Source organism: Hydrogenovibrio sp. 3SP14C1 (assembly GCF_029625905.1).
Lineage (GTDB): Bacteria > Pseudomonadota > Gammaproteobacteria > Thiomicrospirales > Thiomicrospiraceae > Hydrogenovibrio.
On sequence record NZ_JARTLM010000013.1, the window covers coordinates 1 to 21,235 of the forward strand.

Below are 21,235 nucleotides of genomic sequence, written 5' to 3' on the forward strand. Positions count from 1 at the left end.
TTTCCGAAACGAACCAGTTTTGATAAGGTCTCTCAGTTGGAAATAGATACGGTTGTTGAACAACTCAACAACCGTCCCAGAAAGTGTTTAGGATACAAAACACCTAATGAGGTGTTTTGGAATAAGAACGTTGCACTTACGAGTTGAATGTATGATCCATTAAGATAGGATATACTGAGTTTTAATTTAAAGATTTTTACAAAACATAGGATGTGAATGATAAAAGAACTGATCCCTGAAGAAATAACTAAAAGTAATTTTTTTCAATTGAGCTTTGCTTTACCATTTATTTGTTATTTTTATATTATCAATGTAAGTCATAATTATCAGATACCATTAGTAGATTTCCATTTAGGCAATGAGGTAAGTGCGCTATTAGACATTATTGGAGTTGCGATTATCTATTACTCTGTTTTGTTTATGAGTTTATTCTTTGCGAATTTATCTATAATGGTTGCTGAAAGTAAATTTGTGTATTTTTTACCAGTATTTTCAGTTTTATCTACAGTTTTATTTGGTACAAATGGTGGTTATTCTGAAATTTCTTGGCTGTATGCAGTATTTTCAGCATTGTTTTTGATGTTTTCGGTATTTAATTCAAATGAAACTGCTCCAACGTTATCGTATACATTAGCTATAATTTTTGGAAGCATTTTAGCTTTGACTTTCTTCGTTATGGCTATTAGTTGGTATTCTGGGCAATATTTATTTATTGATGTCGTCAAAATTATTCTGGAAATTAATCAGGTGAAGCCGCAATCAATAAAAATTGGTGAATTAGCGATGGCACTTATTGGCTATGTTTTCTTATATGGTGTGTATAAGATCTATAAAGATATACCCGTTAATAGTTAAAGACTAAGAAGAATAAAGCGATTCTGAACAGTGAGTACTGTAATAAATATTTTGATATTGTTATAAATGTTTACTCATGGTCCGAAGGCATGTAGTTTTAGGTAGTGTTGTATGGATTTAAATAGGAATAAAAGTGAGAGAATTGATTTTTAAGGAGAATTTTGATTCTCCTTTTTTATCTTTGCTTTAAGACTTCAGAGAAGTGTTTCCTCCTCATTTAACACTTCATTTTTGACAATTTTGAATTGCTAAGAAGTGTCTACTGAATTAGTGGCGATTCAGATGCCATGATAGCAAAACGATACTATTAAATATTGCGGAATTGTTTTGAATGCTACGAATCTCTCTAATCATGCTTAGAATATCAGGAATGATTTCGAAAATGATTTTGGGAAACAATGCTTCTCTATTCTTCTTGGTCATCAGGGTATTCTAGATGCGTTGCAGAAGACCAATTGTCTCTTTTAGGAGCATTTTTTGATACTCGCAATGTATTTCCTTTAGTAGATAATGGTTTTCCACCTCTGTGATGCATTGCCCTAGTCACCACATTTCTTGGATGCTTTTTATCCTCTTTTCCTGCGCTAATGACTGCAGAGAATGTGTAATCATCTTCATCGGGCGCTGTTTTAAGTCTGGAACCAACTATCTGGTCTAGCAGGTCACTAGATAAATTTCTTCTAGAACCATGATGCGGCACTTGAAGTTTATGTATGCCTGGTAATGACAAACCAGCCATTGGAGAATAACCAATAGTTTCAGTCAATCCTCTTCTACCAGAGTCACCAGTTAACAGTATTTTTTGTGAATTTAAATAAGCATATTGGACTACACTCATTTCATTTTCTGCACTAGTATTCTCGTTAGAAAAGTTTTCCTGGCCCCAGGAAGATTTAACATAATTAACTATTTCTGATATAAAAGTAGTAAATATTGATTCAGTCTTATCTACAAGTGCTGGTGTTTTTTCTGATTCTTCCACTAATTGTAGAAAAAGCTCTTTTGATGGCGCCATTACTTTAAAATGACCAATAGATTCTCCCTGGAATGGCTCTTGTATGGGGATGTTTTTTTCAATCGCTATTTCTTCCAGTGCGGCTAAATTACAGTATATATCTTTTAATCTTTTTGCTAAATTATCCACATTTTTAAAACGTTTGAATCGATGTACGAGTTCATCTGCATATTCCCAAGGCCGATGAATCCATAAACAACCTACCTCATATGTATTAAGTACTTCTTTTAAACCACAGGTATGATCTTGATCATTATGAGTTGCAACAACATGATCGATAAAGGTTGGATTGTCATAATACTCGTTAATGTGTTCTATAAGTTCTTCGCCGTTTTTTTGATAACCGCCATCAACCACATGGATATAGATATTTCTATCTTTTTGATATCTAATTGCAATTGCATCGCCACTAGTTTTTTCACCAACTGGAAGAAAATCGATTTCAAAATAATCAACCATATATAATTCCCTGAAGCTTATTAATTAAATTAGAATTTATCCTAAAACTACAATGTAGCTTTTTTACCAGTATAGCTAAGGTGATTTCATGAAGAAAATTATTTTTTACTTATTACTATTTTTGTTTTTAATAACCTATGGCTACATATTTCTGGGTAAAGAAGCTCTTCCAAGTTGGTTAATGCCTTATAAATTGCTTTTATACTGTGGTTTAACAGGTGGGATTGGAGGGGTTTTATATTGCTTAAGAGCGGTATACTTGAATCGTTGTGTTAAAAATCAGTGGTCAGAACACTGGGAAGTCTGGTACTACATTAGACCGATAGTTAGCGTAATGGCAGGTTTTATAAGTTACATTTTTTTAAAGGCAGGATTGATAGTGCTAGAAGCTACAGAAGTTTCCAACCCAAGTAACTATGGTTTTCTAGCGTTATCCTTTGTAGCTGGTTTGAATGTAGATAATTTTATAAAAAAACTTGAAGCAATAGCAGAAGCTGCGTTTGGCATAAAAAAATCAAATGTATCAAAAGATGAAAAATAGAATTAAGTGTTCAAGGTGCAAAAAATTTAAATATAGATGTTCATAACAAATGAAAAGTAGAAATGTTTTAAGTTGCCCGCAATAGGCTAGCTTTTAATTAAGTGGTTGATAATTATTATTTTGGCCCAAGGTTTCGCCGCTTAATTTTTGCTCTAATTGTATCATTGTTGTTTTTAAGAAAGTCCGATTTTCGTGCGTAAAAGTGATGTTTACTTGACACTTCAGTGCTACCAGATTTTAGGTTTAATAATGTGTAGTTCCCGTCATGCTTGCCAGTAGAGAAGATAACAATATCTCCTGTTTTTGTCGTAAATAGTTTTATGTTTTGTTTATGCAAGAGGTCTCGTATTTCTTGTTTTGGATGCTTGAATTGATTTGCGTAGTCTGCACTAGCAATTGCAACTGTAGGTCGAACTTTTTTAATAAAAGCTGATGTAGTGAATCCATTGTTAGCGCCGTGGTGAGCAAGAATCATTACATCGGTTTCCTTATTAATTGTCCGTAGTCTACGTAGACCTGAAGCAATATTAGTGCATTCAATATCTCCAAGGCTCAGCACATTGAATGATCCAGATCTAAAATGCTTTACAGTCGAATTATTGTTTGAAGGTCCCTCGTTATCAATGAATGTAGGGTGGTGTAGTATATCTCGATATCCGTAATTCGTTGCATTATCCAAACTTGATATATATTTAGGTGTTACACAGATAACCTTACTATTTTGCTTCCTTCTTGTTTCATATTTTTGAATTATATTAAGACTCTCTTTTCCACAATCAGTGTGGGGTGTATAGCCAGGGTATTCGATTTTGTTTGGATTAAAATCTGTAAGTATCTTTTCAAGCTGTTTTGGTGAGCAATGATCTATATCCCAGGACGTTATGTGCAAGTTATGGATTGTATCTACTTTACATAGCTCTAGCTCTTGTTGAATGCTTTTTTTGTTAGATTCATTGTAACGAGCCTCTATAAGAGTAAATGTAGAGCCATTAAAATAGGAAAATGATGATCCTGCACTGTCTAGTTTATAAGCTCTAAAACGAGTTGGTTTGTTTTTTATTGTCATTGAAGCCTTATATCTAGTTGAAAGTTTAGTCGTATGACTTAAGAATAATTGCCGATAAATTATTGTAATAATGATAGGAAAAAACTATTAATCTAAAAAATATTAACTCAAGTCTTGCCCTCGTTAATAAATTTTAAAAAACTAACCAAAGGTCTAGCTTTAGAGGTTTTGTCTAGCACAAGCAATAATCCTAAGTTTCTTTCTGTAAATGCTAATCGAGTGATCAGCTAATACTTTTTTCCACGGCATTTTTTTGACTATGAATGCTTTTATTCTAAAAAAGAAACTGACAGAGTATAGCAGTTTGGTTTGACTGTAATCTTGCTTAGTGCAGTTGGTCAGATATCTCATGTTTCCACCATGATAATAACCGTTAAACTTTGATAATAACCAACCTCTTATTGATTTACCAAAATATGGGATAAACTTTGATCCCCATGCAAATAGGCCAATAGTTTCGCTCCCGGGAGGTAGCATAGTTACAGGGTCTGCAGCATTTACCAATCTATAAATTGGAGTTTTGATATTAGTAAACCAATCAATATCTCCAGCTCTTGGAGAGCCAAAAGTATAACAAGCTGCTATACCGCCGTTATGTGTTATTTTCTTAGCTGCAATGGTAGCTAAAGCGCCTCCTAAGCTATGCCCAGTTATAAATAAAGGTTTTTTAGAAAACTGTTCTTTATTTAATGTCTGCTGAACTTCTATAGCTATTTGGTTGAATGCTTCACTAAACCCAGAGTGAATTTTTCCACCAGACTCGCATGCAATAGTAGTTGCTTTAGTATCTGATTTAATGTCTTTAATACTTGTTGGTTCAGTTCCTCTAAACCCTAAAAAAAGGGAGGTGTCATTTTCAAGTAGTATTGCTTGAGTTCCATTATTATCAAAAGTCTCAACAAGATGCATTCCTAAAAAAGCCGTATTTTCCTCTAGCTTTTGTTTTTCTTTCTGAGGATCATAATCGACTAACTCAATTAATTTAAATAAGGAAGATTTTTTGTCATCATCAATTAAATCGGATAATTTTTGAATAAAGTACTCTTTAGCTTTTCCAGGAAATAGTTCATTAAATTTAATGTATGAAAGTTCTGAAATGCAGGACATGATCCATGCTGTTCTATCACTATACGCTTGTCGGTAGGTTGGCATTTCCTTACTAAGCAAATCTTCAATTTCATTAATTTCATTGATTGAGTCGGCTAAGATATTTGACATATTATTCCTTAGTTAAACTTCGTATTTTTAATTATTTTCAATACTATATTTTATATGTTAGTTATCTATGTTTTAGAATATTTTCTTGTTTTCAATATGGTATCCAGAAGGGCGATGATCTATCAATACACTAACAGTGTCGCCAATCCTGCTGTTTTAGGCAAGAAATGTATTTACAATAATTGGTTATTTTAAAAATACTCTAAAAGAATGGCCAAACGTGCTTTTGAATTATAGTTAACAACTCTCTGAGCTGATGATTTAAGCATCAAGGGGTTCTATCAAGTCAAAAATCGTGATTCAGATTATTTGATATGCTCTTTATCTAATAGTAATTAGCAGGTCTTATAATATTGTTCATTTTTTTGTATTGTTCATTTTTTATGAACATGGTATTATTTTGAACAAGAATTGTTTTTTGGGTATTTGATCTTATGAAAAAATCTATTAATGAAATGAAACTACTGGAAAGAGCAATAGAGTCTTTTCAGCAGCAGACAACCATGGGGGTTGAGTTAAAGCTTCCTATACATTATCAGCTCAATGGTACTGATGCCATGGCAGTTATGAAAGGTGAGACTTTTAGATTGTTTGTAAAGACCTCTATTACTAATCAAAACTTACATGCAGTTCTTTATGAGTTAACAAGAGAAGTTCATAAAAAGCCAGTCGTTCTAGTAACTCGTTATATTAACCCTAATTTAATGGATAAATTGCGAGATGAAGGTGTGTTTTGTATCGATACAGCTGGCAATGCCTTTATTCAGAAAGGGGCAATCTATATTTTTATAAAAGGGAATAAGCTAACTGAAGAACAAACGATTGTAAAAAGTAATCGCGCTTTCCAGTATGCAGGTTTAAAGGTCATTTTTGCTTTATTGCAAAATCCCAATTTAATTCAACAAACTTATCGTGAGATTGCTGAACAGGCCGATGTGGCTTTAGGTAGTGTAGGGTGTATTTTGAGGGATTTAGTTCAACAGGGCTATGTTCAAAAAGAGGGTAATAACAGAAGTTTAGTAGACAAAGATCGGTTAACCCAAAACTGGGTTGAGTATTACCCAAAGCTTAAGCAAAAGCATTTTCTTGGATCTTTTACAACGGAATCGACAGGTTGGTGGAAAACAATCGATATTGCACAATTTGACGCGCTTTGGGGTGGTGAGATTGCTGCTGAAACTTATACACATTATTTACAAGCAAAAGATGGTGTAGTTTTTATTCCTCAAGAAATGATGGGAGAATTGATTAAAACTGCGCGTTTGAAAAAGCTCAAAACTGAGAATGAGGATAGTATTCGAATCGAGTTTGTAGAGACATTCTGGAAAGAGGGGGCTGCGCAGAAAAACCGAGCTTTAGCGCCGGCTTTATTAGTGTATGCGGATTTAATTAACTCAAATTATGCGCGCAATTTAGAAACAGCACAGAGGTTATATGAGCAATACCTTAGTTGATTTACGTGGCAAATTGCCAAAAGGCTTGGCTAGTATCTATCAAGAGGTTCAGGCGGTTGCAAGTACGTTACAGCTAGAGGTTTTGGTTGTAGGTGCTATGGCTCGTGATTTGGTTTTAGTGCATGGTTTTAATGCTAGGTTGGAACGTGGTACGCGCGATATTGATTTCGCCGTACAGGTAAGGAATTGGACAGCATTTGAAAATTTAGCTGAAGGGTTGCTTGCTAAAGGATTTAGAAAATCAGAAAAAATGGCTCATAGATTCTATCTAGAAATAGACGGAGACACTACATGGGAAATTGATGTTATGCCTTTTGGAGAGTTGGCAGATGATGTAGGTAATATACAATGGCCCCCTGATGAATCGGTTGAAATGTCTGTATTGGGGTTTGATGAAGCTTTTGATCATGCTTTTACGGTTCAAATAGGTGATGACTCTTCAAGTTTTATGATTCAAGTGGCATCTCCTGCGGCAATGTCATTCCTAAAACTAATTTCGTGGCTTGAACGAGAGCCATTAATTCGTGAAAAGGATGCTCAAGATATACGCTATTTGATGATTTCCTATTGCAAGATTCCTTTTATTTTTGATCGGATGTACGATGAAGGAGATATGGAGTTGCAAGACTGGGATTTAGATAGAGCTTCTGCAAGAATACTCGGGCGGGATGCTGCGAAGTTGATTAAAAAGGAGACCTTTGATTTCTTACAGGAAGCCTTATTTTTGAAACCTGAAAAATTGGACTTACTATTACGTGAAATGACTTTCAATATGCAAGAAGTCGATTATGATGGTTCTGAGTTTAAAGTTTTCATAGAGGCATTGAGTGCTAACTGAACCTCCCCTAATTTATTAGACACTTGCAGGTTTTTATAAGAATTATTTTAAGTTGTTGAAATTATTAAAATAGTTTCTAAAAATCCAAGTGTTATCCTCACCGGGATTAAATACTACTGAGCTCGTACAACTAAAAAATAGTATTTCAGAAATAGCCGATGAGCTTCATGGATTACAACAAAATGTAGTTGCACCTAATATTATAAAATGATTTTGAGCGTGCCTAACAAACACTCAAGCCGACTACGATAACGCGCAGCGGCTTAATTTATTCGTTAGGCGAAGTACATTAAAGGATATTTTGTGCATGAAAAAAATTAAGAATATAGCTGAAATTTGTGAAGCACTAGGACAGGTACTTAAGCTTGCATCAATTATCGGCATAGTTTTAGGTGCAATTATCGTAGTTGTATATAGTCATAGCGTTGGTTTCTATCCAGTTGGACTAACTGTGGGAGACGGCCTATTCTTTCTTTGGGTCATTATTACCTTCGGTTTTTACTACATAATATTAACTTTGGTCTTATTTGGCGCGGCAATTGGCCTTTTGACAATATTTAGAGTCCCTATAAATTGGATTCTAGGTAAAATCGTTAGTGTATCGTTACCGAGAGTTCCTGATCAAGCTGGTGCAAAGTTTCCTGTTATTGTTGGTGGTATTGTTTGTAATGCAATACTTCTAATGGTATTGGCTGTCGATATCGAGAAGGGTTTCTATATTTATATCTCAGTATTTTTTATGGGGTACTTGTATTTGCTAATACAGCCAATACCTGCTGAGGAAGTTGTTCCTAGAGAACGAGAGACTTTTAGTATCAATATTGTTTTCACTTTATTCATAGTCATGTCACCATTAATTTTTGGCAAAGTTTTAGATAGTTCCATCAAAAATACGATGTCAAAAATGGGAATATATGAGCCAGAAGTAATCTTGCTAGTAGAAAAAGACACAGGCTTAGCTATTAATGAAATTTTAAGATCTGAGTCCATCAAAGATGCACACATGGCAACATGTAATGAGAAAGTATGTTCTATCAGTAATGTAGAAGTACTATACGATGGGATTGGTAAGATTACATTTGTGAAGGTTGGTGGTGAAGAGGGCATTAAAATCAAACTGGATTCAAGCAAAATATCTGTAGTAATACCAGAGCCGAACAAGAAAATACAGTCGACGCAAAAAATGCGCGACTGATTTAGACGTTCGGCGTAAAGGAGGGAGAGTAATGGCACTAAGCCCAGTAGAACAACTTCGCCATAGCACGGTGCGCATTGAGTGCGACGTGCGGGGCGGAATTGGTACAGGGACCGGGTTCTTCTACAGCCTCGACAAGAACGGGGATCAACATGTACCTGTCATCATAACAAACAAACATGTAGTGTCCGGAGCAACTAAGGGTAGATTCCTCCTCACATTGCAAGATGCTACCGGCGGGCCTTCCGTGGGCACATGTCAAGCTTTTGAGCTTGACTCATTCGAACAGCGGTGGATCCCCCATCCTGATCCGGATATTGATCTTTGTGCGATGCCAATTGCCACACTCTTAAGGGAGGCCGAACAGAGAGATCAGAAGTTTTTCTTTGTAACCATTGACAAAGAATATCTTCTCTCTAAATCAGAAATCGAGGACATGATTGGCCTCGAAAACATCACGATGGTCGGCTATCCAAACGGACTATGGGATCGCAAGAACAACCTGCCGATATTTCGCAGAGGGGTGCTTGCTACGGATTACAAGTACGATTGGAACGGCAATAAGGAGTTTTTGATAGATGCCGCATGTTTTCCCGGTTCCAGCGGGTCCCCTGTCATGTTGTTCGATGTAGGAAGTTACCAAACACGCAAAGGCACGTTCATGGGGTCAACTAGGATTAAGCTCCTCGGCGTGCTATATGCGGGACCTCAACACACAGTTGAAGGCGAGGTAAAGGTGGTGCTCGTGCCGACACAGCAGAAGGCCGTAGCTGTTGCGGGAATCCCAAACAATTTGGGCATTATTATAAAGGCAGAACAGCTCCTCGCGTTTGAAGGGATATTTTGATGAAAGAGCCGAACAAAGTGATTCAGCCGACGTTAGCTCTCATAAATGTGAATACTAATTATGTTTGAAATACATCCGTCAGCAGAAGAAAACTTTAATTCAAAAGTATGTTCTCTGATTAAAAAAATTGAAGCTATTCCGAATCAAGGAAAATCTGTTTCAAAATTTGAAACTGAGGTACATGTAGGCGCAACCATTACAGACAAAGATATTATTGGTGATTTGCAAGAAAAGGCCAGTGACTATCGTGGCAATACAGTTGCAAGATTCTTTATTAGTAAAGGAGTCCGCTATGGCTTAGAAAATGAATCTCACAAATCATTAGTAGATTTAGCTGAGAAGATACAGAGATTGCCAGCGTTTAGAGACAGACTTAGCCGTGAGTTTATTGAGGAGGTCATTTTTAAATGGCTAAAAAACTCATATATCAAAAATGTTCAAGAAAAACCATTCATGTCTGCACTAATTGAAGAGGCAAAGGATGCTGTTAAACCTGTTACTGTTTATGTCCCCATTGCCAATATGGTTGTTCAACGGCCATTTTCATTTTGCGGGATTGTAATATGCAATATTACAAAATCATTAGTTGATGAAATAGCTGCTACGGGTGCATCAATAGACGACGAAGAACAAAAAAATAATGCTGATGCATTTTTCCAAAAATTCCGTAAAGACTATCAAGGGTATGCAGCTGTCGAAGTTAGGATGGCGTGTGAGCCAAATTTTGCCAATGACTTAGCAATCATGACCGCTCAAAGAATTACCAGTTTTATTGGCATTTATTCAGGTGCAATGTTAATGCCTGATATAAAGTGTATATGTAAAATTAAAGGTACAGAAAATTTGGCTCAATCAACAACGATTTCTATTTTTGAGTCAAATAGTTTTAGTGTCACACATGGAATACTAGATCAAGCCTCTATGAGGAGTTGGCACATATCAGAAAATGATATCGAAGAATATGCTAAATGCGGACTGGGGATTCTATCCGATATCGCTGTTAAGGAGAAGCCTACAGAGTTCGAATCTTTAATCCTTAACACTTCCACATTGTATTCAAAAGCGGCTTTCACAGCAGAGCCTCTAGAGAAGCTGGTTTATATATTGTCGGCCTTAGAAAGCACTCTTCTTAAAAATGAAAATGAGCCAATTCAGCAGAACTTAGCTGAAAGATTAGCAATTTTTACGTCACAAGAGCTACCTGAGCGTAAGTCTATAGTTAAGGCTGTGAAGTCTGTATATGGGCTGCGTTCTAGGTATTTACATCATGGACATACATCAGGTGAGTTAGAAGGTCTATCTGAATTCTTGCTGCATGTATGGATTTTTTATATCAAGCTGCTTGGTGTAAGCCAATCATTCACCAATAAAAGTGAATTTTTGGAGGCAATAGATGACCACAAGTTGGGTTAATAGAGCTAACAAAACGCTGCTGTCGGACAAATTTTCCGCAGAGCGCGGCGTTAGGCACAGGGAAGAAAAATGATTGATACGGAGAAGGCATGGGAAGAATTTAATAAGGCATTCCCGTTCATCGAAGTCTCAATCGACACTAATTTTTTAGACAACTTTATTGTTTCAAAGGATGTTAATTTTTTAAGTTGTATAAAGTAGTGGTATCGTGCATTCGGGTTGTTGAGAGTGTTGTTAAGCTGTTGAAAATGTTATAAATATTGACTCATAACCCGAAGGTCGTTGGTTCAAATCCAGCCCCCGCTACCACATTCTAAAGCCAGATTTTTCAAACACTTACGAGTGAATGAAGTCTGGCTTTTTTATTGCCTGAAATCTATAGATGTAGCGGGTGATTTCATTCACTCAAATCTGTCCAGGCCTGGCTATTTTTAGAGGGCCTGCAAGGCTTTAACATGGGCTGTAGCGGATTCTGCTAGGGCTTTTAAGTCATATCCGCCTTCTAATACTGAAATCACTTTTCCTTCACACACTTCATGAGCGAGCTGCATGAGTTGTTGGGTCCAATTGTAGAAGTCTTGCTCTGTAAGGTTGAGATTGGCGAGAGGGTCTTGTTTGTGGGCATCAAATCCGGCTGAGATGAAAATGAGTTGCGGTTTGAATTGTCTGACAAAGTCGAACCCGGAATCATGCCATGCTTTTAAAAAGGCGTGTCCGTCACTGTGTGATTTTAGAGGGAGTTTGAGCATATTGTTTAAATCAGAAACGGGGTTGGTGAAAGGGAAGATGTTTTCTTCAAAGCTGGAAACGTAAGCGACTCTATGTTCTCTTGCAACATAGTCTTCTGTGCCATTACCGTGATGCACGTCGAAATCGACAATGGCGATGCGTTCTAGTGAATATTTTTCGAGCGCATAAGCCGCGCCGATGGCAATGTGGTTGATGAGGCAAAATCCCATCGGGCGGTTTCTTTCTGCATGGTGCCCCGGTGGGCGAATATTACAAAAAGCCTGGTTTGCCTCTTGATTCATAATGGCATCCACGGCGGTTAAGACGGCACCACTTGCTGTCAAAGCCGACTCTAAACTGCCTGGACTCAGAGAGGTGTCATCATCAATCTTTACAAAACCGCTTTCAGGGAGATGCTTTTTTAAGGTTTCCCAGAAAGTGGGGGAATGCACCCGTAAAACATCTTCCTCTGTGGTCGGTTGGATGGTTTTTTGAAGCGCATTGTTTAATAGGTCCGCTTCGCTTAAGGCTTGTCCTATTTGAACAACACGCTGTGCATTTTCTGGATGCCCCCAGCCGTTACTGTGTTGTTGGCAATGCGGTGAACTTAAGTATAAAAACATGTGTCAGCCGTTTCGTTGAGGAACTCAGTTAATAGGTTGTAAGGCTATCTTACCAATAAATAAAGTGAAAACAATCGAGTTCTATTCAGTGCTTTAGTGCCCATAATAGGGTGAAATGCGCTAACATAACGCACACTAAGTTTTTTAAAATTAATTTGCTGACCCAAATAAGGAAGTCTTATGCTCGTTACCCATTCCGGCCGTTTTCATGCGGATGAAGTCTTTGCCATTGCGATGATCTTGATGATCGAAGACAAGGAGATTGTACGATCACGAGATCAGGAAGTGATAGACCAAGCCGAAATGGTGTTGGATGTGGGAGGTGAGTACGACCCAGAAAGATTGCGCTTTGATCATCATCAAAACAGCTTTACCCGTACCCGTGAAGATGGCACACCTTATGCCACGGCGGGGTTAGTGTGGGAACACTTTGGTGCGAAGATTTTGGCAGCGAAAGGCTTGGAAGGTAAATATGAAACGCAGTTTGCTTTGGAGTGGGTAGATAAAAAAATTATCAGCGATATTGATGCGGTCGACAATGGTATGTTTACGGAAGACCCGCGTCCATCCGTGTCAATGTTGGTTGGGATGATGAATGCGTCTTCGACGGATGATGTCGAACAACAAGTGGCAGCGTTTCAAGCCGCGATTGCGTTCACCAATGGTATTTTGAATAACTTCATTAAAGCGGCAATCAAAGAAGCGGAAGTGGTGGTTGAGCTGGAAGCATGCGCTAAAAATGTGGATGAAGGCATTTTGGTGTTGGCCGAAAACTTACCTTTTAAAGACTTTATTCGATCTCATCCTGAAATTACCCGTGTGGTGTACCCGAAAGGCAATGAAGGCTATGGTGTGTTTTGTAATGGTAAGGAAAATCATTTGCCAGAACGATTCCGCGGTTTAAGAGAAGATGAGTTGAAAGAGGTCACCGGATTAGACGATGCGGTTTTTTGTCATAAATCAGGTTTTATGTCGGTATGTAGAAGCTTTGAAAGTGCTTTAGAAATGGCGAAAAGTCATTGATATTTTAAGCATTATTTAAAATCTATTATGATAGAGAACCCGTTAGATAAATTGCCTGAGATCCTTAAAAAAGATTTGGATGATAACTTATGCGTTTGTAATGAAGTGCCGAAGAGGGTGATTATTAATGCCATTGCCGAAGGCGCTTTTACGCTTGAGGAGATTCAGCGCAAAACGTATGCCTCGGATGGCAATGGTTGTTGTAAACGACAAGTCTGTCGCTTGTTGGAATGCTTGGTACCCGAGTCAGCTGCTTCAGACTCTTAAAAACGCCCAGGCCTGGCTGTTTTTTAATGGATGTTTATCAAGAGCGCGTTGTTAGAATTGTTTGATGGTGGCGGTCACCACGCCCCAAATAACGATGTCCGATTCTTCTCTGACGGGAATAGGCGGGTAATTATCATTTTCGGGCACCAGCCAAGTGCCAGTTGATTTAATGGAGAGCGTTTTCACTGTGAGTTCTCCATCCAAAGCCGCGATGACGATCTTACCGTCTTGCGGGGTTAAACTTCTATCCACCACTAAAATATCCCCATCATGAATTCCCGCTTTTTTCATCGAGTCTCCTTGTACGGTCAACAGGAAAGTCGCTTGTTTGTTTTGAATGAGTTTGTCGTTTAAATCCAAACGGGTTTCCACATAATCGTCGGCGGGGCTTGGAAAGCCCGCCACTACCTTATGGCTGTGCAGGGGAATCAACACTTTTTCACTGGAGTCGGGCAGTTGAATGTGTAGTTTGTCACCGGCTAACGCTTGTGCTTCTTGCAAGTCTTTTTGTTGCTGTTCGGCTTCTGCTTGTTCAGACAGCCAGTGTTTCACAATGGTTACTTTCGATTCTGGAACCCGGATCACTTTGGTTTCTTCGCCAAATTTTCCGGACCCTTTCTTACGCCCCGCACCTTTTCTGGCACCACCGGCCGTTATGTTTTTTTCTGTCATAAATACGTTTCTTTTTGAATTCTGTTACAGGAATTATAAAAGATAGACTATAATTTTTGTAACAGAATTCAAAAAACTTTTAGGGATATGAAAAATTATGGCGGTTTTTGCACTGGTGGATGGCAACAGTTTTTATGTCTCTTGCCAAATGGCGTTTGAACCTGCGCTTAAAAATAAGCCTGCGGTGGTATTGTCGAATAATGACGGCTGTGTGGTGGCGGCCAATGCCAAGGCGAAAGAAATTGATAGGCTTTTGAAACAGCAAAAAACGCAATTCGGGCCTGGTGGGTATCATGCTGCGCGCCCGGAAAGTATTATGTTTCAACCGTACTTTAAGGTGAAACGGTATTTGGATCAGATTCATGCCGTGGTGTTCAGTTCTAACTATGAGTTGTATGCGGATATGAGTAGCCGAATGCATTCGATTTTATCGGGCTTTGCCATCCAGCAAGAGATCTATTCCATTGATGAAAGTTTTCTGGATTTGTCGGGCATGTCGTTATCGGACTTTACGTCGTATGGTCAAGAGATGAAGCGTACGGTGATGCAGTCGTTAGGCTTGCCAGTGGCGGTTGGATTCGGCTCGTCTCGAACCCTGGCAAAACTGGCAAACCATTTGGCTAAAAAACAAACCGCGTACCAAGAGGTGCTCGATTTAACGGTGTTATCGGAAAGTAGTTTGAATGGATTGCTCAAAAAAGTTGCGATTCGTGATGTTTGGGGCATAGGTAAAGCTTTATCTGCCAAACTGGAAGCGCAGGGCGTTCTCACGGCCTATGATTTAAAGATGAGTGATCTTAAGCTGATTCGTAAGCGGTATTCTATTACGGCAGAACGTATCGTTCGGGAGTTAAGAGGGGAGTCATGTTTGTCGTTAGGGCAGCTTGCGACCTCGGATCGACAAATCATTTCCTCGCGTTCTTTTGGAAAGCCAGTAATGGATTATTTTGAAATGGAGCAGGCGGTTTCGACTTATATTGTGCGTGCAGCAGAAAAGTTACGCGCTCAACAGAAAGTGTGTCAGTTTGTCTCTGTGTCGATACGAACCAGCCCATTTCAAAACCGGGAACGTTATTATCAGAATGCGCAGACTTTGCCTTTGATTTATCCGTCAGACAGTTCTGTGTTACTGATTAAACTCGCAAAGCGTGCCCTAAGATCGATTTGGCGTTCAGGTTGCGCTTATCAGAAAGCCGGGGTGACGTTGTCCGGGGTGACGGAAAAAGGAGCGGTGCAGATTGACTGCTTTGCACCGAATCCGCAATATTCTGCCAACCAGAAGTCAGATCGGTTAATGCAGGTGATGGATTCATTGAATCATCGCATGGGAAAAGGCACGGTTCAGTTAGCCGCGGAAGGGCATAAAAATGACCAGGCCTGGCAGATGAAACGATCCAAAATGTCAAAACGGTATACTACGCGTTGGGATGAGCTGTTAACAGTACGATGATGATTACATTGAATTTTTATGGTTTTTTATTCCCTAAATTATTATTTTTGTTATAGAATCAAAACTAAGCATAATTAACCATCTCAGAACGTTCTAACCCACTTTTGTTCGAGAGCATGAATCAGGTTTGTTAAATGGAAACGCTTTTTATTGGCCGACAGCCAATTTTTGATCGATCAAATCAAGTCTATGGATATGAACTTCTTTTTAGAGATGGGTTTCATCCCAATGCCGCAGTGTTTGAAGATGACCATGAGGCGACGGCGACGGTTATTCATAACTCAATGATGGGGCTGGAGTTAAGTGATTTGGTGGGCAGTGCGAAAGCGTTTATCAATTTTTCAGAGTCGTTTTTTGAGCCTGATGTTGACCCTTGTTTTTCTTCCAATCGTATTGTGTGTGAAGTGCTGGAAACCGTACCTGTAACAGAAACCACCTTAGAGGGGATTCGTCGTTTAAAACAAAAAGGTTTTCCTATTGCGCTGGATGATTTTGTTTTTAAAAAAGAGTTTATCCCTTTTATCCGGTTGGCAGATATTATCAAGCTGGATATTGAGAATGTAAATCCCAACAAAATTCCTTTGTTGGTTCAAAAGATTCGAGGCGTGGCCAGCGCTCGTACCAAAATTTTAATCGAAAGAGTTGAAACGCAAGAAGTCCATCAAATCTGTCTGGAAGCAGGATGTGATTATTTTCAAGGGTATTATTTTGCTAGGCCTGAGATTGTCACCGGGCAACAGCTTTCAGTTTCTAAGCTTCATTTGTTTGAACTGTTGCAAAATCTTTCAGAACCGGATATTTCATTGGATCAGTTGGAAAAGATTGTTTCCAAGGATGTCGGATTGATGCATAAGCTGGTGAAACTTGCCGTACAACATCGCACGCCCAAAATGCCGGAGTTTGATACATTAAGGCAAGTTTTGGTCTTGTTTGGGTTAAAACGCGTTCAGTCATGGGCGAGTATGATTTCTTTGAGCTTATCGGATGATGTCGTGCCTGAGGTGTTTAATATCGCGAGAACGCGTGCTATTTTCATGCGATTGTGTGCTCAGCATGAAAAATTATCCAATCCAGAATCTTACTATTTAACAGGAATGTTCTCATTATTAGATGTCATTCTTAAAAAATCAATGGAAGAATTGCTGGTTGGATTGGCGTTAAATGACGCCATTATTCAAGGTATTCTAAAAGAAGAGGGTGATTACGGCCGGTTTCTGAAAATGGTGAAATCCTTTGAAAGATCTGATTCGGATGATTTGGAAGAAGCGTATCGGTATCTTTATATCAAATCTTTAAAAGAAAGCAATGATACTCAGGAGGTTATGTGACGAGTATTAAAGGGGTCTTTTTTAAAACAGATTATCGATTCATTTTTTTAATTCCAGTCTATTTTTTAACGGTTGCAGTTTTTGCTGCCGTTGCCACATTTAATCAAGAATGGCCTATTTTTTCAGTATTAAGCGTATTCGCGCTGGCGATTTTTCTGTTTGGCATTTATCTTTTTAAGAAGGGGTTAACCTTTTTTGGCAAGGCCGCCATGTTAGTGGTCAATACAATGTTTGTGATTTTTTTAGTGGTATATGGCGGCCATAATCACACAGGATATTTTTGGGTGTTTCCCATTTTGGTGGCGACCATTCAAGTTCTAGGCGCTGCGTCGGGCGTTTTTTTCGCATGCTTGTTGGTTTTACTGGTATGGCTGCTTGATAAATGGGGGATGACAGACACTGTGCTGTCGAGTCGTTTTTATTTTGCCAGTTTAGGGTTGGTATTTATTACTGGCGTACATGAGTTGACATTGGAGCGACACCGTAAAGCACTTAGAAAGCAAGTGGATGTTAAAGACCAAGAAAATCGACTCGACCCGTTAACCAAGGTTGGTAATCGTCGTTTAATCGATCAAGAACTGAGTAGGATGAGTGCGCAAGGAATGGATGGGCTTGCAGTAGGAGCACTCATTGTTGATTTAGATAACTTTAAAAAAGTGAATGATACGCTGGGACATAGTGCAGGAGACGAAGTGTTAAAGACCATTGCTAATCATTTAAGCTCTTGTGTTCGACCGAGTGATAAAGTTGCTCGCTGGGGGGGTGACGAATTTATGATTCTGTTATTTGGGATCAGTCTGGCAGATGCCGAAATGGTGGCAAAGCGTATTCAGGAATCTATTATTAATGATGATCGACTGAACTCTTTGGACGTGAGCGTGAGCATGGGAGGCGCAATTACCCTCTCGGATTATTCAGACTTATTTAAAGAGGCCGATAAAAATTTACTGTCGATTAAAAACCATTCCAAAAACAGTTTTAAAATTACGATGTTTTAAAGCGCATCGCGATTAAATTTTTACCATTTTCTTGATAACCTAATAAACGTGTTCTTAATGTTTCGGGTAATTCATCTGGTGACAGACATTCAAACCCTAATGATTGATAAAAAGGCATTAATAAAGGCGTATTAAAACAAAAATAAGGCGTCTGTTCAGTCTCATTAAGAGCGTATTGAATCAGTTTTGTTCCAATACCATGATGACGGTAGTTAGGGTCAACAAATAAGTTTCTAATCCAAAAATACGTTGGCTGAACATCGAGCCGAAAAGCCCCGACTATTTTCTGCTTATCTATTTGTGCGACATATAACCAATCGTTCTTTCCGGCTTGAACTTGTTTGTGCTGTTTAAGAAAGTGATTCCCTAATAGAAACGTGGTCTCTTTAGCTTTTTCAATATGAAGCGTTTTGAGTGCGCTTGAAGAAATGGTTAGCGGTGGCTGCATCATGTTGCTATTATAACGTGTTGATTGAATGAGGCGACATTTAACCATGCCCAGAGAAAAATGCCCGGATTGTCTACGCCTAAAATCGCTTTGCTTGTGTCACGCTGTGACCGCGTTTGAACCGTCCGTTGAAATTATCTTCTTGCAGCATCCTTTGGAACAGAATCAAGTTAAAGGCACAGCGTTCTTAACACACCGATGTTTGCAAGGCTCTCAAATTTTGGTGGGGGAACGTTTTTCCAGAGAACAGTTATCGCCTTATTTGGATGATGCCAAACAAACGTTTTTACTGTATCCCCCCGAAGAAGGCACCGACGCGCCTGACGTATTGAGTGCTTCTGACGTAGCACGAACCCTGCCGTTAAAGTCTGTTCGTGTTTTAGTACTGGATGGTACCTGGCGTAAAACGAGAAAAATGCTTTTTTTGAATCCTGAGTTAGCTGCCTTACCCAGAATTCAGATTCATCCAAACAAGCCGTCTGTTTATTCGATTCGAAAACAAAAAAATGCTCAAAGCTTTTCTACGTTAGAAGCCATTAAACAATTGTTGATTGAACTTGATCCTCAGTTTGATTTTGGTGATAACTTAGACCAAGTCATGACCGCATTGATTCGTCAGCAAAAACAGTTTCAACCAAGTTAACTTTATTCAGACCATTTGTCTTGTCATTTTTTGGTTTTTTAGATTACATAAAACTGTTATGAAACTGTTACTTTCCTGTCTCTAAAGTTACAAAAAGCTGACATTTTTTTCATTATTTTCTTCCCTACAATTTAGCCACCAATTCAAGGTATAAATTTTTTTAATTTAAGGGCTAAAGAAATGAAACTCAATCAATTGACACTAGCGATTTCAGCGGTTATAGCGTCATCGGTTATTTTAACTGGCTGTAACGATTTACAAGGTGAAGATGGTACCAATCTTACGTCGAACAATAATGATGTTATGTTTGCTTCGATTCCTGTTCCAAGTGATACCGCCACTAAAACCTCTCTTCAAACCACTTCAAAAGTGGTTGTTAACGGTCAAAAACAAACCATTGGCTATACAAAGTTATTTGCAACGGGTGAACTGGATTCTTCTGGCGAAACCTGGGGTGCGGTTAAGGATTATCTGGATCAAGGGATTACTTTTGCAGATGGTTCGGCATATATCTGTAACGGGACTAACTCTGGAGTTGGTTCAGGACTAGACCACATTTCGATTCTACAAAAAAACGATAAGCTTTATATGGTCTCTCAATATGAATGTCAGATTGGTTCCATGTATATGAATGAGTTGAAGCAAAACAGTAAGACAGGTGCTTTATCTGTAAAAGATGGCTCTCTTCAGTTCATCAGTCAAAAAGACGACTTCGGTGGGTATGTTCATTGTGCCGGGCAAATCACACCTTGGCAGTCACATTTGGGGTCAGAAGAATATGAGCCTGATGCACGTTCGGTTGAAGCGAATGCTGACCCGGTAACAGGCTTAACGTCCAATACTTATTATGATGAAGTCGCTAAGTTTTGGGGGAATGATGCCACTAAAATGAGTCCATATTACTATGGTTGGACGCCTGAAGTAAAAGTCACTGCTTCTGGAAACGCTGATTATGCGAAGCATTATTCCATGGGGCGTTTCGCGCATGAGCTGGCTTATGTGATGCCGGATAAGAAAACTGTTTATCTCTCTGATGATGGCACGAACGGCAGTTTGTTTATGTTTATTGCAGATACCGCTGAAGATCTTTCTGCAGGGACGTTATATGCAGCGAAATGGAACCAAGTATCTGCCGATGGGTTAGGGCGAGCTACCTTAACTTGGGTCAGTTTAGGTCATTCAACAGATGCAGCAATTAAAGCGATTCTAAACCCAGATGGCAATGTTCAAACCAACGACGCACCTAAGTTCTCTGATATTTTTTCTACAGAAGCGCCGCAAGGGGATGGGTCTTGTGCAACAGCTGGCTTTATCAATATCAATACTTCAGCCGGAAATGAGTGTTTAAAACTTAAAGATGTTAACGGCGATACAGCGGTTGATGCGACAGATGAAGCCATTGCGGCTCGTTTGGAATCTCGTCGTATGGCCGCTTATAAAGGCGCTACTTCCGAATTCCGTAAGAAAGAAGGGATTACGTTCAACGCACGTGATAACAAGCTTTATGTCGCGATCTCAGAAGTGGCTCGCGGTATGGAAAATAATGAAAAAAATGGTGCGGCTAATACCACTTATGATTTGGGTGGGAATAATGACATTAAACTTCCTTATAACAAGTGTGGTGGCGTGTACGAGTTAAACGTGACTAAGAACAGTACTATCGGTTCTGATTATGTTGCTTACGATATGGTTGGTGAAGTGGCGGGTATTGCCACGGATTACAGTGGAACGGCTTTGTCAGCAAACAGCTGTGATGTTAACAATATCTCCAACCCTGATAATGTAACTTTCTTGGAAGGTACAGATATTTTGGTGATCGGTGAAGATACGAGCAAGCATGAAAACAACATGATCTGGGCTTATAACATCAAGGATAAGTCTTTATCACGTATCTTAACAACCCCATTGGATGCCGAAACAACGTCTCCTTTCTGGCATAAAAACATCAATGGATTCGGTTATTTGACTGCAGTAACGCAGCATCCTATGGATGGACAAGCGGGTGCTACGGCGGCAGAAAAAGAATCTCAAGCCGGTGTTATGGGGCCTTTCGATTTTACGACGATTAGATAAATTGCCGTAGGTTAAACATTATATTTAGGGATGCAAAGACATTTGTATCCCTATTTTTTTAAAGCATCAGACCAAACTAA

20 protein-coding genes are annotated in these 21,235 nt (G+C 38.8%); 14 read left to right on the plus strand and 6 right to left on the minus strand.

What is annotated here, in order from left to right:
- Nucleotides 1-216: 216 nt before the first annotated feature.
- Complete coding sequence (locus P8629_RS10645) at nucleotides 217-855, plus strand: hypothetical protein (RefSeq protein ID WP_278166114.1); 639 nt, start codon at nucleotides 217-219, stop codon at nucleotides 853-855.
- 406 nt (nucleotides 856-1,261) lie between these two features.
- Here P8629_RS10645 and P8629_RS10650 read toward each other — a convergent pair whose 3' ends face one another.
- On the minus strand, nucleotides 1,262-2,329 hold the full coding sequence (locus P8629_RS10650) for a ComEC/Rec2 family competence protein (protein ID WP_278166115.1): 1,068 nt from the start codon (nucleotides 2,327-2,329) through the stop codon (nucleotides 1,262-1,264).
- 88 nt (nucleotides 2,330-2,417) lie between these two features.
- On the opposite strand from P8629_RS10650, the gene P8629_RS10655 reads away from it, so the two are divergent.
- Nucleotides 2,418-2,870 (plus strand): hypothetical protein, encoded by a 453-nt coding sequence (locus P8629_RS10655; protein ID WP_278166116.1) that lies wholly within the window; start codon nucleotides 2,418-2,420, stop codon nucleotides 2,868-2,870.
- 115 nt (nucleotides 2,871-2,985) lie between these two features.
- Here the strand turns inward: P8629_RS10655 and P8629_RS10660 are convergent, their stop codons facing one another.
- Together P8629_RS10660 and P8629_RS10665 are read right to left on the minus strand one after the other, a co-directional pair.
- Nucleotides 2,986-3,936: a ComEC/Rec2 family competence protein gene (locus P8629_RS10660; protein ID WP_278166117.1), complete on the minus strand. Its 951-nt coding sequence runs from the start codon at nucleotides 3,934-3,936 to the stop codon at nucleotides 2,986-2,988.
- 159 nt (nucleotides 3,937-4,095) lie between these two features.
- On the minus strand, nucleotides 4,096-5,154 hold the full coding sequence (locus P8629_RS10665) for a lipase family protein (RefSeq protein ID WP_278166118.1): 1,059 nt from the start codon (nucleotides 5,152-5,154) through the stop codon (nucleotides 4,096-4,098).
- Between the two features lie 434 nt (nucleotides 5,155-5,588).
- Between P8629_RS10665 and P8629_RS10670 the strand changes: the two genes are divergently transcribed.
- The 5 genes from P8629_RS10670 to P8629_RS10690 all read left to right on the plus strand — a co-directional run bounded on the left by P8629_RS10670 (nucleotide 5,589) and on the right by P8629_RS10690 (nucleotide 10,901).
- Nucleotides 5,589-6,608 (plus strand): type IV toxin-antitoxin system AbiEi family antitoxin, encoded by a 1,020-nt coding sequence (locus tag P8629_RS10670; RefSeq protein ID WP_278166119.1) that lies wholly within the window; start codon nucleotides 5,589-5,591, stop codon nucleotides 6,606-6,608.
- A complete protein-coding gene (locus P8629_RS10675; RefSeq protein ID WP_278166120.1) occupies nucleotides 6,589-7,446 on the plus strand; it encodes a nucleotidyl transferase AbiEii/AbiGii toxin family protein in 858 nt (285 codons plus the stop codon). The genes P8629_RS10670 and P8629_RS10675 overlap by 20 nt, the downstream gene beginning before the upstream one ends.
- Before the next feature lie 307 nt (nucleotides 7,447-7,753).
- Complete coding sequence (locus P8629_RS10680; RefSeq protein WP_278166121.1) at nucleotides 7,754-8,641, plus strand: hypothetical protein; 888 nt, start codon at nucleotides 7,754-7,756, stop codon at nucleotides 8,639-8,641.
- A 31-nt stretch (nucleotides 8,642-8,672) separates the two neighbouring features.
- A complete protein-coding gene (locus tag P8629_RS10685; RefSeq protein ID WP_278166122.1) occupies nucleotides 8,673-9,488 on the plus strand; it encodes a S1 family peptidase in 816 nt (271 codons plus the stop codon).
- Nucleotides 9,489-9,548: 60 nt separating this feature from the next.
- Complete coding sequence (locus P8629_RS10690) at nucleotides 9,549-10,901, plus strand: HEPN domain-containing protein (protein WP_278166123.1); 1,353 nt, start codon at nucleotides 9,549-9,551, stop codon at nucleotides 10,899-10,901.
- A 431-nt stretch (nucleotides 10,902-11,332) separates the two neighbouring features.
- Here P8629_RS10690 and P8629_RS10695 read toward each other — a convergent pair whose 3' ends face one another.
- Nucleotides 11,333-12,253 carry a histone deacetylase family protein gene (locus P8629_RS10695; RefSeq protein WP_278166124.1) on the minus strand — a complete coding sequence of 307 codons (921 nt, stop codon included), beginning with the start codon at nucleotides 12,251-12,253 and terminating at the stop codon, nucleotides 11,333-11,335.
- A 180-nt stretch (nucleotides 12,254-12,433) separates the two neighbouring features.
- Here P8629_RS10695 and P8629_RS10700 point away from each other — a divergent pair, with 180 nt between their 5' ends.
- Together P8629_RS10700 and P8629_RS10705 are read left to right on the plus strand one after the other, a co-directional pair.
- Nucleotides 12,434-13,276: an MYG1 family protein gene (locus P8629_RS10700; RefSeq protein WP_278166125.1), complete on the plus strand. Its 843-nt coding sequence runs from the start codon at nucleotides 12,434-12,436 to the stop codon at nucleotides 13,274-13,276.
- A gap of 27 nt (nucleotides 13,277-13,303) precedes the next feature.
- Nucleotides 13,304-13,543 (plus strand): (2Fe-2S)-binding protein, encoded by a 240-nt coding sequence (locus tag P8629_RS10705; protein ID WP_278166126.1) that lies wholly within the window; start codon nucleotides 13,304-13,306, stop codon nucleotides 13,541-13,543.
- 51 nt (nucleotides 13,544-13,594) lie between these two features.
- On the opposite strand, the gene P8629_RS10710 is transcribed toward P8629_RS10705, so the two are convergent.
- Nucleotides 13,595-14,215, minus strand: coding sequence for a LexA family protein (locus P8629_RS10710; protein ID WP_278166127.1), 621 nt, complete (start codon nucleotides 14,213-14,215; stop codon nucleotides 13,595-13,597).
- Between the two features lie 97 nt (nucleotides 14,216-14,312).
- Between P8629_RS10710 and P8629_RS10715 the strand changes: the two genes are divergently transcribed.
- The 3 genes from P8629_RS10715 (at nucleotide 14,313) to P8629_RS10725 (ending at nucleotide 17,991) form a co-directional block, all read left to right on the plus strand.
- Nucleotides 14,313-15,665 (plus strand): Y-family DNA polymerase, encoded by a 1,353-nt coding sequence (locus tag P8629_RS10715; RefSeq protein WP_278166128.1) that lies wholly within the window; start codon nucleotides 14,313-14,315, stop codon nucleotides 15,663-15,665.
- 134 nt (nucleotides 15,666-15,799) lie between these two features.
- Complete coding sequence (locus P8629_RS10720) at nucleotides 15,800-16,993, plus strand: EAL and HDOD domain-containing protein (RefSeq protein WP_278166129.1); 1,194 nt, start codon at nucleotides 15,800-15,802, stop codon at nucleotides 16,991-16,993.
- Nucleotides 16,990-17,991 (plus strand): diguanylate cyclase, encoded by a 1,002-nt coding sequence (locus P8629_RS10725; RefSeq protein WP_278166130.1) that lies wholly within the window; start codon nucleotides 16,990-16,992, stop codon nucleotides 17,989-17,991. Before P8629_RS10720 ends, P8629_RS10725 begins: the two co-directional genes overlap by 4 nt.
- Here P8629_RS10725 and P8629_RS10730 read toward each other — a convergent pair.
- Nucleotides 17,978-18,442 (minus strand): GNAT family N-acetyltransferase, encoded by a 465-nt coding sequence (locus tag P8629_RS10730; RefSeq protein ID WP_278166131.1) that lies wholly within the window; start codon nucleotides 18,440-18,442, stop codon nucleotides 17,978-17,980. The genes P8629_RS10725 and P8629_RS10730 overlap by 14 nt on opposite strands.
- Before the next feature lie 43 nt (nucleotides 18,443-18,485).
- On the opposite strand from P8629_RS10730, the gene P8629_RS10735 reads away from it, so the two are divergent.
- Nucleotides 18,486-19,082, plus strand: a complete 597-nt coding sequence (locus P8629_RS10735; RefSeq protein WP_278166132.1) for a tRNA-uridine aminocarboxypropyltransferase — start codon at nucleotides 18,486-18,488, stop codon at nucleotides 19,080-19,082.
- A gap of 180 nt (nucleotides 19,083-19,262) precedes the next feature.
- Entirely contained in the window at nucleotides 19,263-21,155 is a 1,893-nt protein-coding gene (locus P8629_RS10740) for an alkaline phosphatase PhoX (protein WP_278166133.1), read from the plus strand.
- Nucleotides 21,156-21,235: the final 80 nt, after the last annotated feature.

What these genes read in the sequence shown, in the direction of transcription:
- P8629_RS10645 (WP_278166114.1), top strand. Translation starts at nt 217, where the DNA reads ATGATAAAAGAACTGATCCCTGAAGAAATAACTAAAAGTAATTTTTTT.
- P8629_RS10650 (WP_278166115.1), bottom strand. Translation starts at nt 2,329, where the DNA reads ATGGTTGATTATTTTGAAATCGATTTTCTTCCAGTTGGTGAAAAAACT.
- P8629_RS10655 (WP_278166116.1), top strand. Translation starts at nt 2,418, where the DNA reads ATGAAGAAAATTATTTTTTACTTATTACTATTTTTGTTTTTAATAACC.
- P8629_RS10660 (WP_278166117.1), bottom strand. Translation starts at nt 3,936, where the DNA reads ATGACAATAAAAAACAAACCAACTCGTTTTAGAGCTTATAAACTAGAC.
- P8629_RS10665 (WP_278166118.1), bottom strand. Translation starts at nt 5,154, where the DNA reads ATGTCAAATATCTTAGCCGACTCAATCAATGAAATTAATGAAATTGAA.
- P8629_RS10670 (WP_278166119.1), top strand. Translation starts at nt 5,589, where the DNA reads ATGAAAAAATCTATTAATGAAATGAAACTACTGGAAAGAGCAATAGAG.
- P8629_RS10675 (WP_278166120.1), top strand. Translation starts at nt 6,589, where the DNA reads ATGAGCAATACCTTAGTTGATTTACGTGGCAAATTGCCAAAAGGCTTG.
- P8629_RS10680 (WP_278166121.1), top strand. Translation starts at nt 7,754, where the DNA reads ATGAAAAAAATTAAGAATATAGCTGAAATTTGTGAAGCACTAGGACAG.
- P8629_RS10685 (WP_278166122.1), top strand. Translation starts at nt 8,673, where the DNA reads ATGGCACTAAGCCCAGTAGAACAACTTCGCCATAGCACGGTGCGCATT.
- P8629_RS10690 (WP_278166123.1), top strand. Translation starts at nt 9,549, where the DNA reads ATGTTTGAAATACATCCGTCAGCAGAAGAAAACTTTAATTCAAAAGTA.
- P8629_RS10695 (WP_278166124.1), bottom strand. Translation starts at nt 12,253, where the DNA reads ATGTTTTTATACTTAAGTTCACCGCATTGCCAACAACACAGTAACGGC.
- P8629_RS10700 (WP_278166125.1), top strand. Translation starts at nt 12,434, where the DNA reads ATGCTCGTTACCCATTCCGGCCGTTTTCATGCGGATGAAGTCTTTGCC.
- P8629_RS10705 (WP_278166126.1), top strand. Translation starts at nt 13,304, where the DNA reads ATGATAGAGAACCCGTTAGATAAATTGCCTGAGATCCTTAAAAAAGAT.
- P8629_RS10710 (WP_278166127.1), bottom strand. Translation starts at nt 14,215, where the DNA reads ATGACAGAAAAAAACATAACGGCCGGTGGTGCCAGAAAAGGTGCGGGG.
- P8629_RS10715 (WP_278166128.1), top strand. Translation starts at nt 14,313, where the DNA reads ATGGCGGTTTTTGCACTGGTGGATGGCAACAGTTTTTATGTCTCTTGC.
- P8629_RS10720 (WP_278166129.1), top strand. Translation starts at nt 15,800, where the DNA reads ATGGAAACGCTTTTTATTGGCCGACAGCCAATTTTTGATCGATCAAAT.
- P8629_RS10730 (WP_278166131.1), bottom strand. Translation starts at nt 18,442, where the DNA reads ATGATGCAGCCACCGCTAACCATTTCTTCAAGCGCACTCAAAACGCTT.
- P8629_RS10735 (WP_278166132.1), top strand. Translation starts at nt 18,486, where the DNA reads ATGCCCAGAGAAAAATGCCCGGATTGTCTACGCCTAAAATCGCTTTGC.
- P8629_RS10740 (WP_278166133.1), top strand. Translation starts at nt 19,263, where the DNA reads ATGAAACTCAATCAATTGACACTAGCGATTTCAGCGGTTATAGCGTCA.